This window comes from Marinoscillum sp. MHG1-6, from assembly GCF_024714475.1.
Classification (GTDB): domain Bacteria; phylum Bacteroidota; class Bacteroidia; order Cytophagales; family Cyclobacteriaceae; genus JAMZMI01.
Genome location: NZ_JAMZMI010000005.1, coordinates 147,911 through 160,941 on the forward strand (window position 1 = coordinate 147,911; position 13,031 = coordinate 160,941).

Consider the following 13,031-nt stretch of genomic DNA (forward strand, 5'->3'; position numbering starts at 1 on the left):
AATTTAACAGATAAGGACGCTAAGCTAACGTTATGGAATATTATATAATAATTGCTGCCTCTATTATTATCATCTTATCCTATTTATTCAATTGGATATCTAAGGAAACCAATTTCCCATCGGTGCTACTATTGATCGCTTTGGGCATCGGGATGCAACAATTGATCTCAATGACATCGATCAGTTATGATCGAATTATGAAAACTTTTTCTGAAATACGAGTGCTGGAGTTGCTCGGAACTTTGGGACTGATCATGATCGTGCTTGAAGCCGCTCTGGATCTTAAAATCGAGCGCAAAAAACTACCTTTAATCTTAAAATCCCTACTTATTGCCTTTCTGGGTTTGATTTCCTGCACATTTATCACCGGTTACCTGATCATGGTCGCTACCGATAAAATGAGCTACACTGAAGCCCTGATCTATGCCACACCGCTCTCTATACTCAGTAGTGCGATAGTTATCCCAAGTGTTGCAAACCTGCCTGAGTCTCAAAAGGAATTTCACGTGTATGAAAGTACCTTCTCAGATATCCTGGGAATCATGCTATTCTATTTTTTGATCAATCTGGCAAGTAGCACAAACCATGCGCTCGCCGTGGGTGATTTCACTGTGGGACTAATCATCACCATATTCGTTTCGGGCTCCCTTTCATTCTTGTTGCTGTACGTATTTCAAAAGCTAGAGGCGAAGGTTAAAATCTTCCTGATGATCTCTGTCCTTATTTTGCTTTTCGGTTTAGGAAAGTTGCTTCATCTCTCATCCCTGATCATTATTTTGATATTCGGCATTATCCTCAGCAATCATCGAGTCTTCTTTGTAGGAAAGTTGCACAACCTCATTGACCGTGAAACCACCGATAAAATTTATGATTCGTTTCACATGATCACTATGGAGTCGGCTTTTGTGATAAGGACCTTCTTCTTTGTAATATTCGGTTTTACCGTCGCACTGGCATCGATCATCAATTTTAAAGTGGCTGTGATTAGTGCTGCTATTTTGATCTCAATCTACCTCATCAGGTTGCTTATCCTGAAAATTGTGATGCATCGGGATATCAAGCTAGCGACATTCATTGCACCTCGAGGACTGATAACATTGCTGCTTTATTACAGCATACCCCTTGAATTTAAATCTATACATTTCAATGAGGGGGTCTTGCTTTTTATCATCATCATATCAAGTCTGGTAATGACCTATGGACTGATCAAAATGAAGCACACTGATGAAGCTGACATGATTGAAGAATCGGCGATTGAAAATGATCAAACGGAATCTGAGCAATCATCGGATGATCCCTTGTTATAGATTTTGACTCCAGGCGTTGAACATTGCCGTCTGGGCTGAATCCGGATTGGAGACAACATTTAATGATTCAATCCCTACTTTTTGTAGCACCTCAAAGACTGGTAGGTCCTGGTTTCCTGTGATATATGAATCCATAAAACCCTGCAATTCCGGATAGGAAAGGTCTACCAATACCTCGATGAGACCATCATCGGAAAATGGAGTTCCTGGTGCGTATCTCGCATTCAATTCCTGAATCAGCTCTCTCAAACCAAAAGTACCATCAGACCATTCCAACAACTGAATATCCATTAACAACGCCGCCAAACTTCCTTTATAATAAACACTCGCAAAGTAGGATAAGCCTTCCTTGGTAAAAGAGACCGCACTGGCCTCCGTCAGGCTTACATCCGGATTACCGTATTTATAGTTGGTATACTTTAACCTGATCTCATCAAGCAATTCATCAATCGTGAGTGTACCACCACGATATAATAGCATGTCGGAAGCCCATTCCGTTACACCCTCATAAAGCCAAAGGTGTTTGGATGCTGTTGGACCACTATAGTCAAACTCATCAATCATCTCACTCCGAACACGCAAAGGCGTAACTGTGTGGAAAAACTCATGAGCCGCGATTCCCCGAATTGATTTTCTGTAACCGTCGGTTAGTTCATTGTCCATCATTACGTAGACCGAACTATTACTATGCTCAAGCGCACCGGCATGTAAAAAATCGAATACAAACAGGAAGTCGTAACTTAAAACCGGGGATTCTTCCAGAAACTCAAGAGCGTCCTCCACCACGGCCAAAATATCAGATTGGATTTTGCTCGCTTCATTCAAACCAGAATTAGAATAGCAGTACAAACCCACCTTCAGGTTATCTACCGTCATGCTAACTGAGCTCAAATTCCCTAATAGCATTGGAGAATCAACCATCTCGTGATAGTTTGGTGCCATATACAATCCACTATCATTCGGTGCGAGATCACTTGCCACTTTCCAACCAGATGGGTAATCCAGCTTCACACTGTAATTCCAGTCCTCCATACCTAGAGGATAACCAAGAACTCCGAACAAATTTAAAAGAGCATATTCCGAATTTATCGAGGTTCCTCCCATGGGATAGATTCTTCCTCCTTCCAGGTCATTTTCCCATGTTTCTGCTATCCGGTACTGAATGTAATAAGCTCGTTCTTTGTCAGCAATCCTCCACTGGTTCGCAGAAATCTGTTCGACTCCAATCTTCTTCGACTTTTTATCAAAAACCTCAATACTGGTCACATACCTTCCATAATTAGCCATACGATACGTGCCTGGTACGGCTGCGGGAAATTGAAAAATGTCGGAGGACAGTTCAGACCCCTCGAAATAGACCTTGACTTCGAACTGATCTATGGCATCACGACTATCTTCAATCGAAACCTGATAGTAGATTGAACTCGTCAGATCTATTGAACCGGGAATCGGTTCAATTTCAAAATCATCGCTACAACTGTATAGAACAAGGACAAAAGAAAAAGCGACGAGAGAGGACCTTATGTGTTTAATTAAGAACATTAACAATTATCTACTTTACCTGGAACAACGGCCCATTAGGTCTTAGTTCTTACGGATAATCACATTATTAAGCTAACCAAAAATATAATATTATCAATCTTGAACTTTGAGGTTTTTCAACAATTACCTACCTTCCCTACACCAACTATTCCATTTCAATTATTATTCTGTAAAGACCGCCTTTAGTCATTGTATGCAAAAGTTAGAGACACTCGCTGCAGAGGGAAAAATCAATCAGAACGCAAGTATTCGGGATAAGCAAGCCGTTATCATTAATGCACCGGTTGAAAAAGTATGGTCCTTAATGGTAGACGCTAAAAACTGGAGCAAATGGAACAATGAGATCCATGATGTAAAGATTGACGAGGTTAAGGAAGGTGAAACTTTTACCTGGAGCCTGAAAGGATCAAAGAAAAAGACCAAAATCGCCAGGGTGATAAAGCACGAATTGATCGCGTGGGTCTCAACATTTCGGGGGATCAAAGTAGCCAGGGTATGGAAGCTGGATGAAACCGATGGCAATCAAACCATTGTCACCTGCGAAGAATCAATGCAAGGTCTCTTAACCATCATTTTTGGTCATCAGAACCTTCACGAAAGCATGCTCCACTGGCTGGAGGCGCTTAAGAAAGAAGCAGAAAAAAGCTAGACTTATTTATCTAGCTCTGCCAATTCATCTTTTAACACCTGGAAATCAGGAGTTAGCTCAAGTGCTTTTTTATAGTATTCTTTCGCTTTATCGACATTGCCCTGATCCTGCTGGATCATACCTTTCAAACGATAAGCACATGTAGTTAAAGGAACTTCCTGTTGCTCTTTTTGGGTCTTTGGAAATATCAACATTACCTCAGCAGCTTTAGGGTTTTCGATGATTACGTCCACATTAACATTACTCTCGTCATATCGCTTAGCGTTCTTTTGCAAAAAGGCCAATTTGTAAAGCGTCCCTAAATCGTTGTTGTGCAGGTACAATTTCTCATAGTAGTAAATGGCCTTAGGCAATACACTTAATCGCTCAAAACTTAATGCAGCGATTTCCACCGCAAATTTGTCCTTAGGATCAATCTCCACCACATCCTGAGCAATCAAAGCCGCAGAAGCCATTTGATTGTAATCATAATACCATAATGCTAATGAATCCAGTAAACTGGTATTTCCGGGGCTATACGAGATCAAATTATAAAGCGCCATTCGCGCCATGGCCGGATCATTATAATCCTTGGCCATTTGATACATGTAAGCCAGTCTACTAAATTCAAACGGAACCGAATCCTGTTCTTGCATGGCCTCCTGTGCTCTCAGACCGAAAGCCAGCAGTACAACCACAATAAATGCATAATATTTTTTCATACTTGTTTATTATTCAAATCTAAGGCTGCAAAAATAGAAATTACTTTGATATCGCGGTCAAACCTTTGGATAGACCCAACGAAAGCATCAATGAACGGGCCTCTTCATAGTTGTTGTGAATTGTGCCTTCTAGTACGGCCTCCTTAATGGCATTCTTAATCTCACCTACTACAGGTGATGGAGAGATCCCAAATGTCTCGATAATCTCCTCCCCGCTGATTGGTGGCTGGAAATTTCGAACATGGTCGCGCTCCTCCACTTCTTTGATCTTCGCTTCCACCTTAATGAAGTTAGCCAGGTACCTTCTCACTTTGTTAGGGTTCTTGGATGTGATGTCAGCCTTGCAAAGCTTCATTAAATCATTGATATCATCACCTGCCTCATAAAGCAACCTCCTTATCGCCGAATCAGTCACTTCTTCATTGACCAAAGCAATTGGTCTTAAGTGAAGTCTTACGAGTTTTTGAACATATTTCATCTTCTCGTTCAGAGGAAGCTTGAGCTTGCCAAATATCTTAGGAACCCACCGGGCCCCAAGGTCTTCATGACCATGAAAGGTCCAGCCAGTTCCTTCAGAAAACCTTTGGGTTGCCGGCTTTGCGATATCATGCAAAATGGCTGACCACCTTAACCATAGATCATCAGTTACCTCACTGATGTTATCCAGTACCTCGAGCGTATGATAAAAATTGTCTTTGTGGGACATCCCCTTGATCACTTTTACCCCATGCAGTTTTTGCATCTCAGGGAAAATCATTTTCAATATCCCGGAAGTAAAAAGCAATTTGAACCCATAGGAAGGTTTTTTGGACAAGATGATTTTGTTTAACTCATCAGAGATACGTTCCTGTGAGATAATCTCCAGTCGTTCCTTATTATCCTCAATAGCCTGCCAGGTCTCAGGCTCAATATCGAACCCCAGTTGCGATGCAAAGCGTATCGCTCTCATGATCCTTAATGGATCGTCTGAAAAGGTAATTCCAGGCTCCAGGGGGGTCTTGATAAGTTTTTCCTCCAGATGCTCAATTCCACCAAACGGATCGATCAACTCTCCAAAATTCTCTGCATTCAAACTAATAGCCAGCGCATTGATCGTAAAATCCCGACGATTCTGGTCATCTTCAAGTGTCCCATCCTCTACTATCGGCTTCCTGCTGTCAGCACGATAAGATTCCTTGCGTGCCCCCACAAACTCCAGTTCCCAATCCCCATATTTGATCGCGGCCGTTCCAAAACGCTTATAAACTGCCAGGCTGGCTCCTTTTCCAATCTTATCACTCACTGCTTTCGCCAGACCAATCCCACTTCCAACGCAGACTACATCAATATCCTTACTTTCTCGCTCCAGCAAAAGGTCTCTCACAAACCCGCCAACTACGTAGGTATCCACCCCTATTTCTTTTGCTACCTCCGAGACCAACACTAAAGAAGGAATGCTTCGTACCCTTTCACCAAATTCGATATCTGTAATCATTAAGGCAAAATTAAAAAGTACAGGGCAATATTGCCCCTTTAATCACACCTATCACTAAACGACTATTTACCCGCTCACTTTTCATTTCCTTAGTCACCTTTAAAAACCAGATCATATTAGATTTGCTGAACTTAATCCCGAAATGAATCAGACCGAATCAAAAGAACGTATCGATCAGCTCACTGATCAACTGAATCACTACAACTACCTCTATTATCAGGAGAGCAAGTCTGAAGTTTCGGATCAGGAATTTGATTACCTTCTCAAGGAACTAGAGGAACTGGAAACTCAACACCCCGACTTGAAAAGAGAAGACTCTCCTACTCAACGAGTTGGCGGTTATATCACCAAAAGTTTTAATACGGTACGGCACAAGTATCCGATGTTGTCTTTAGGCAACACTTACTCACGAGAGGAGCTGATAGATTTTGATAAACGAGTGGCCAAGGGGCTTAACGACGATTCATATGAATATTTCTGTGAACTCAAATTCGACGGGGTTGCCATCAGCCTGACCTATGAAAACGGGATTTTGAAGCGAGCGGTCACACGTGGGGATGGACAAAAAGGAGACGATGTCACTCAAAACGTAAAGACGATCAGAAGTATCCCTCTTAAGGTAAGTGGTGATTTTCCCGATGTTTTTGAAGTCCGGGGTGAAGTCTTTATGCCCAATGATGTCTTTCATCAATTAAACCAGGAAAGACAAGAAGCTGGCGAAACGCTACTGGCTAACCCAAGAAATACCGCATCAGGAACCCTTAAAATGCAGGATTCATCGGTGGTAGCCAAAAGAAAACTTGATTGCTATCTCTACTCCCTGATGGGAGAAAATCTTGATATTGAAAACCACTCTGAAGCCATTTCAAAACTTGAGACGCTTCGTTTCAATGTCTCCCCCACCTACAAAAAATGTAGCACCATTGAAGATGTATTTGACTACATCGATGAGTGGGAACAGAAAAGAAAGACCTTACCATTGGAAACAGATGGTATCGTGATAAAGGTAAATAACACAGCACAGCAACAGGAATTAGGTTTCACCGCCAAAATCCCTCGTTGGGCAATAGCCTATAAATACAAGGCCGAAGGTGCACAAACGGTACTCAAAGACATTACCTACCAGGTAGGTCGAACAGGCGCTATTACACCGGTGGCTGAGCTTGAACCAGTACTACTAGCAGGAACCACTGTTAAAAGAGCTTCTCTTCACAATGCCAATGAAATTGAAAGATTGGATATCCGAATTGGCGATTATGTAGCTGTGGAGAAAGGCGGTGAGATCATTCCTAAAATTACCGCAGTAGTAAAAGAGTTACGTAAGGATGAGGCTCCCCAAACCGAATACATCAGTGAATGTCCCGAGTGTGGAACGGAACTCATCCGTAAAGAGGGTGAAGCCAATCATTACTGTCCAAATGAAACCTCCTGCCCTCCCCAGGTCAGAGGTCGCGTAGAGCATTTCATTTCGAGAGATGCCATGGACATTAATCACCTGGGCCCAAACACGATTAAAGGGTTATTCGATAAGGGACTGATCAATGACCTGGCGGACCTGTACACACTGACCTATGAGCAGGTATGTGATCTGAAATTTGAGATCATGGATCCGGCAACCGGAGAAACCAAAACACGTTCGCTCAAAGAAAAAAGCGCTACTAATCTCATAGAGTCCCTTCAGGCTTCCAAATCGATGCCATTCCAGAATGTTTTGTTTGGATTAGGTATTCGATATGTAGGAAAAACAGTGGCAGAAAAACTGGCCATGCACTTTGGCAGCATTGATGCGATCCTCTCAGCTTCGTTTGAAGATATTGTGGCTGTTCATGAGATAGGCGAACGGATTGCAAGTAGTGTGATAGATTTTTTCGGAAAGGATGCCAACATATCGATTATTGATCGTTTGAAAGAAGCCGGTCTTCAGATGGAAGCGGAACAGCCAGCGGCACCAATTGCGGACAAGCTCAAAGGAAAGACCTTCGTGGTTTCTGGTGTATTCACCCTGTTTGATCGTGACGAACTCAAGAATTTGATCAAGCAAAATGGTGGCAAGGTCGGCAGCAGTATTTCAGGCAATACTGATTACTTGGTGGCTGGTGACAAAATGGGGCCTTCCAAGCTGGAAAAAGCACAAAAACTGGGCACCAACATCATTACTGAACAAGATTTTAAAACAATGATTAGCTAACCTATGCTAAAGCAGTATGTAATAAACTATAAGACACAGCGGCAGGAAAAACGTCGTGATCATAGCAATCATACCAGCTTTGCAAAAGCTAAAAAGATTGGATTACTATTTACCGAACTACCGCAAACGGATATTGAAAATATCCAGAAAATCATCAGTGATTTAAATGCTGAAGGTAAAGAAATCAGTACTTTAGCGTTTTGTAAGAGCAAGGAAAAAAGTTCTCAGGAATTTCCGCTTTTTGACACCAAAGACATCAGTGCTTTTGGCCAGATCCAATCGGAAGAATTAACATCTTTCATCGATGATGATTTTGATTTTTTGATTTGTCTTGACAATAAAAAAAATTATCTGGTTCAGTATGTGATGGCACATACGAAAGCCAAATGCCGAGTTGGTTTTTATAAAGCTGACCATTTTCACCAATTCGAAATGATCATTCAGGGAAATGATGAGGGGAAAGCTGGTAGTGAGGATATCCTGAGATATTTAAAAATGATCCGAAGTAATGATTAATGAGAGATTAACGGGTACGGGAGTTGCACTGGTGACCCCTTTCAATGAAAAGCTTGAAGTTGATTATGCAGCCCTGAAAAAGTTGCTTGAGCACATAAGTAATGGAGAGGCGGAATACCTGGTTATACTGGGAACAACAGGAGAATCAGCGACCATCGCACCGGAGGAAAGGTTTAAGATTATTGAGTTCGTTGTCGAAAACAACCCAAAGCAGCTTCCTTTGGTATTGGGGTATGGAAGTAATAATACCACTACCATAAAAAGCGCACTTCAGCAGTTTAAGGACTACCCTTTTGATGCATTGTTAAGTGTTAGCCCGTATTACAACAGACCTTCCCAAAAAGGCATTATAAGACATTATCAGGAAATAGCGGATGTAAGTCCATTCCCGGTAATATTGTACAATGTGCCACCAAGAACAGGGTCTAACCTGGAAGCGGCTACCACAATAGAACTCGCTAAACATCCTCGAATCATTGGCACCAAAGAGGCTGCCGGTGATTTGGTGCAATGCTCTGAAATCATTGCCAATACCGATGATGATTTCCTAATGATCTCCGGTGAGGATGCATTAACGCTACCAATGATCTCATTGGGTGGAAATGGCGCAATATCAGTTATTGCAAACCTTCAGCCATTTGAATTCAGTGAAATGGTGAGGTTGGCACTAAAGGGAGACTATAAAGGAGCCAGCAAACTCCACTTTGCTTTATTAGAAGGATATGAACTGGTTTCAGCAGAAGGAAACCCGGTTTCTTTGAAAACTGGCTTGGAAGCCGCAAACATTATGAACAGGCGCGTACGTATGCCGCTTTTTGAAGGTTCGGATGACTTGAAGAACAGGTTTATTGACTACTTGAAATAAAATAGATCAGTCCAGAAAGTTGTGGATGCCATTGGTATAACAACATTCTAAACTAAAGGGATATTACTAATCGAGAGAGAACCGGTTTGCGGGGGGATTATCCAAGGCCAGTGTAAACTATTTTGATGTTAGAGCATTATTCAACAGATGTTTAAGCGATGTTGTCAAAATAGTTTTTGGCCTGCGACCGGCTAGGTTGGTCTCCTTTTCCTTTGCCCGATCCGCGGCTGCGGTCATTTTCTTTTAGATACCCGCTCCGGGAGCAAAAGAAAATGAGGTTAATCATTTGATTGAAATGGGGTCTAGCCTTGATGCGCCAACATTTCACAAGACATATGTCAATCTCTAAGAGATTTGTTGCTTGATCCAAAGACAGTTAAAAAATATAAGACAAAAAAAAGACAGCTTTTAAAAGCTGTCTTTTTTTATTCATCAACAAGGAAGCAAATTATCCTTGGTTTTTAATCTCTTGAACTTCAACTCTGATCTCTTGAGATAGATTTTTTAGCTCTTGCATTCCCTTTCTTACTCTTGTTCCTGCAGCAGCGTTTCCTTTGTCATAGAACTTGCTGAAATCACCCTCTAGAGATGTTAATAACTCTTGAAGTTGCTCGAATCTTTTCATATTGATGATCTTTAAGGTTACTGATAATTATTCGTTGAGCAATTTATACAAAATGTTCAAAAATCAAGCTTTAATGTAGAAAAAAGCTATATCTGAGTTAAAGATGCTCCTTCTACCCCTGCTCTTTGATACACACCGTCATCGAGTTTGCTCTTAACTACCTCGAATGCGGTTAATGTTTCTTTCACATCATCTAACGAATGAGATGCTGTCGGTATTATTCTTAAGATGATAGTTCCTTTAGGAACAACAGGATAAACCACTACCGAACAGAAAATACTATGCTCCAAACGAAGATCCTTCACAAGATTCACAGCCTCCATCACTTCACCATTCATTACAACCGGTGTTACAGGTGATTGTGTAGTTCCAATATTATAACCGTTGTCTCTGTATCCGTTTTGAATAGCATTTACAATGGTCCAAAGCTTATCCTTATGCTCTGTACTGTTTCTGATCAACTCCAATCGCTTCAATAAACCTTTAACCAGAGCCAGAGGAAGGGATTTAGCAAAGATCTGAGACCTTACATTGTACTTAATAACATCTATGATCTTGGCATCACCCGCGATAAACGCACCGATACTAGCCATTGATTTCGCAAAAGTTGAGAAGTAGATATCAATCTCATCCTGTACACCATAATGCTCTCCAACACCAGCGCCAGTAGCACCCATCGTTCCAAAACCATGAGCATCATCTACCATCAGACGGAATTCATATTTCTTCTTCAGTTCGACGATATCTTTCAGATTACCAAGGTTACCGGACATTCCGAAAACTCCTTCAGTGATTACAAGGATACCCCCGCCAGACTCTTTCGTCAACCTTTCAGCTCTTTGAAGTTGCTTTTCAAGGTTGTCCATATCATTATGGGTATATACAAATCTTTTACCCATATGTAATCTTACACCGTCAATAATACATGCGTGAGATTCCGCATCGTATACGATTACGTCTTTACGGTCAACTAACGCGTCAATTACTGACAATACACCCTGATAACCAAAGTTCAGCAACATACCTGCCTGCTTACCTACAAACTCAGCAAGCTCGCTCTCCAACTGCTCATGAAACTTGGTGTTACCAGTCATCATTCTTGCTCCCATCGGGTAACCGAGGCCATGCTCAGCAGCTGCATCTGCATCAGCCTTTCGCACTTCCGGGTGATTAGCTAAACCAAGGTAGTTGTTCAAACTCCACGTTAATACTGTTCTTCCCTTGAATTGCATCCTTGGAGCAATTTCTCCTTCCAACTTAGGGAACATGTAGAAATTGTCATCAAAATAGGAATGCTGACCAAGTGGTCCCCTATCCTGAAGTAATTTTTCGAATAAATCCATTTACGAATTGTTAAATAACCGTGTAAAAAACGAGCTACAAATCTAACATTAAATTAAATATCCCATTGAAAAGATGGATCAATTTCAAGGAATACAATCTTATTTTCACAATGAATTAAGCAACCTTCTAATTTGCGATACTTTTGTGGTCCGGGCTGGCCTGCCAATATTGTGGGCAATGCCTGAGCAAAAGTTGAAATGATTATTAAGGTAATATTATCCTATAAAACAGGTATCGATGAATTCTATGCACCATCTTATTCTCGCTTCTAATAGCCCCAGAAGAAAGGAACTGCTTCAAAAGGCCGGTTACCAGTTTCAGGTGGTTACTTATGATCTTGAAGAACATTTTGATGACCGAATGCCTGCCCACCAGGTTGCAGAGTTTTTAGCCATAGAGAAAAATGCTTTCTACCGAAAAAAACTCGAAAACCAGGTCGTGATTACTGCTGATACGACCGTGGTGATGGGTGATACTGTTTTTAACAAACCCAAGGATATGCTCGAAGCCCTGGAAATGCTGAGGTCATTTTCAGGTAAGACTCACCAGGTGATCACCGGGATATGCGTTTCAAGCCTGAAAAAAGTAAAATCGCTTTCAGTCATAACTGAGGTGACTTTTTCTGATATGTCTAAGTCAGAAATGGAACACTATATCTGCGAATATCAACCCATGGACAAAGCGGGCTCCTATGGTATTCAGGAATGGATTGGATTAACCAAAATTGACAAAATCAACGGTTCATATACCAATGTTGTCGGACTCCCAATGAAAGAGCTCTACGATCTTCTTAAGTACGATTTTGGAATAAGTCCATTGGACTAATTATACAGCGACCTCTGCCTTAATCGGAGGATATGGATCATAATTCTCAAGCGTGAAGTCTTCAAACTTGAATGAGAAGATATCCTTCACTTCAGGGTTTATATTCATAGATGGCAATGGACGTGGCTCACGCGTCAATTGCAACTCTGCCTGCTCAAAATGATTAGAATACAAATGCGCATCACCCAAAGTGTGGACAAAATCACCATATCCGAGACCGCATACTTGTGCAATCATCATGGTGAGCAAGGCGTACGAAGCGATGTTAAAAGGAACTCCTAAAAACACATCAGCACTTCGCTGATAAAGTTGGCAGGACAGCTTGCCATCTGCCACATAAAATTGGAACAAGCTATGGCAAGGCGGAAGCCCTGACTTGGCCATGACCGGTACATCTTTCGGATTCCATGCAGAAACCAGCAGTCTTCTGGAGTCCGGTTTTGACTTGATGTCCTCGATTAACTGAGTGATTTGATCCACGCCCTCAAAATCTCTCCATTGCTTTCCGTAAACAGGCCCTAATTCTCCCCATTTCGCAGCGAAAGCCTCATCTTCTTTGATCTTCTCTTTAAAGGAGGTTAACTCCGCCTTCCACTCCTCCGAATATTTAGGCAGCTTATCCACCAGTCCACTTTCATTCAGGTAGTTTTGAAAAGGCCATTCATTCCATATATTCACTCCATTCTGAACAAGGTACCTAATATTGGTATCACCCTGCAAAAACCAAAGAAGTTCATGAATAATAGACTTTAGATGCGTTTTTTTAGTTGTGACCAATGGAAAACCTTCCGATAGATCGAACCTCATTTGATAGCCAAAAACGCTCTTGGTTCCGGTTCCGGTACGATCACTTTTCACCGTTCCTTCATCCAGTATATGTTGCATCAAATCGAGGTATTGCTTCATCTTCGTCTTTTCTAATATTAGTATTGCTAAATTAACCAAAAGACGAAATTCTGAAGGGACCTATTCACAAGTATTGCCAAAAACTCTCT

General features: G+C 41.5%; 12 protein-coding genes. 6 read left to right on the forward strand and 6 right to left on the reverse strand.

The window, feature by feature from the left end:
• The first annotated feature begins 32 nt into the window (after positions 1 to 32).
• Positions 33 to 1,307 (forward strand): cation:proton antiporter, encoded by a 1,275-nt coding sequence (locus NXR94_RS12830; RefSeq protein ID WP_258105052.1) that lies wholly within the window; start codon positions 33 to 35, stop codon positions 1,305 to 1,307.
• Here NXR94_RS12830 and NXR94_RS12835 read toward each other — a convergent pair.
• The gene (locus NXR94_RS12835) at positions 1,302 to 2,849 is read right to left on the reverse strand and encodes a hypothetical protein (protein WP_258105053.1); all 1,548 of its coding nucleotides are present in this window, start codon (positions 2,847 to 2,849) and stop codon (positions 1,302 to 1,304) included. The genes NXR94_RS12830 and NXR94_RS12835 overlap by 6 nt on opposite strands.
• Before the next feature lie 193 nt (positions 2,850 to 3,042).
• Here NXR94_RS12835 and NXR94_RS12840 point away from each other — a divergent pair, with 193 nt between their 5' ends.
• A complete protein-coding gene (locus NXR94_RS12840) occupies positions 3,043 to 3,498 on the forward strand; it encodes an SRPBCC domain-containing protein (protein ID WP_258105054.1) in 456 nt (151 codons plus the stop codon).
• A 2-nt stretch (positions 3,499 to 3,500) separates the two neighbouring features.
• Here NXR94_RS12840 and NXR94_RS12845 read toward each other — a convergent pair whose 3' ends face one another.
• Both NXR94_RS12845 and NXR94_RS12850 read right to left on the reverse strand, forming a co-directional pair.
• Entirely contained in the window at positions 3,501 to 4,199 is a 699-nt protein-coding gene (locus NXR94_RS12845; protein WP_258105055.1) for a tetratricopeptide repeat protein, read from the reverse strand.
• A 40-nt stretch (positions 4,200 to 4,239) separates the two neighbouring features.
• Positions 4,240 to 5,673 carry a CCA tRNA nucleotidyltransferase gene (locus NXR94_RS12850; protein WP_258105056.1) on the reverse strand — a complete coding sequence of 478 codons (1,434 nt, stop codon included), beginning with the start codon at positions 5,671 to 5,673 and terminating at the stop codon, positions 4,240 to 4,242.
• A gap of 142 nt (positions 5,674 to 5,815) precedes the next feature.
• Here NXR94_RS12850 and ligA point away from each other — a divergent pair, with 142 nt between their 5' ends.
• The 3 genes from ligA to dapA are packed head-to-tail and all read left to right on the forward strand — an operon-like array spanning position 5,816 to position 9,242.
• Positions 5,816 to 7,861, forward strand: coding sequence for an NAD-dependent DNA ligase LigA (gene ligA, locus NXR94_RS12855; RefSeq protein WP_258105057.1), 2,046 nt, complete (start codon positions 5,816 to 5,818; stop codon positions 7,859 to 7,861).
• A gap of 3 nt (positions 7,862 to 7,864) precedes the next feature.
• Entirely contained in the window at positions 7,865 to 8,377 is a 513-nt protein-coding gene (locus NXR94_RS12860; RefSeq protein WP_258105058.1) for a DUF6913 domain-containing protein, read from the forward strand.
• Entirely contained in the window at positions 8,370 to 9,242 is an 873-nt protein-coding gene (gene dapA / locus NXR94_RS12865; protein ID WP_258105059.1) for a 4-hydroxy-tetrahydrodipicolinate synthase, read from the forward strand. The genes NXR94_RS12860 and dapA overlap by 8 nt, the downstream gene beginning before the upstream one ends.
• A 448-nt stretch (positions 9,243 to 9,690) precedes the next feature.
• Here dapA and NXR94_RS12870 read toward each other — a convergent pair whose 3' ends face one another.
• Both NXR94_RS12870 and NXR94_RS12875 read right to left on the reverse strand, forming a co-directional pair.
• Positions 9,691 to 9,867: a histone H1 gene (locus tag NXR94_RS12870; RefSeq protein WP_258105060.1), complete on the reverse strand. Its 177-nt coding sequence runs from the start codon at positions 9,865 to 9,867 to the stop codon at positions 9,691 to 9,693.
• An 86-nt stretch (positions 9,868 to 9,953) separates the two neighbouring features.
• Positions 9,954 to 11,210, reverse strand: a complete 1,257-nt coding sequence (locus tag NXR94_RS12875) for a pyridoxal phosphate-dependent aminotransferase family protein (RefSeq protein ID WP_258105061.1) — start codon at positions 11,208 to 11,210, stop codon at positions 9,954 to 9,956.
• A 238-nt stretch (positions 11,211 to 11,448) separates the two neighbouring features.
• On the opposite strand from NXR94_RS12875, the gene NXR94_RS12880 reads away from it, so the two are divergent.
• The gene (locus tag NXR94_RS12880; protein WP_258105062.1) at positions 11,449 to 12,036 is read left to right on the forward strand and encodes a nucleoside triphosphate pyrophosphatase; all 588 of its coding nucleotides are present in this window, start codon (positions 11,449 to 11,451) and stop codon (positions 12,034 to 12,036) included.
• Here NXR94_RS12880 and thyA read toward each other — a convergent pair whose 3' ends face one another.
• Complete coding sequence (gene thyA / locus NXR94_RS12885; protein WP_258105063.1) at positions 12,037 to 12,942, reverse strand: thymidylate synthase; 906 nt, start codon at positions 12,940 to 12,942, stop codon at positions 12,037 to 12,039.
• Positions 12,943 to 13,031 lie beyond the last annotated feature (89 nt).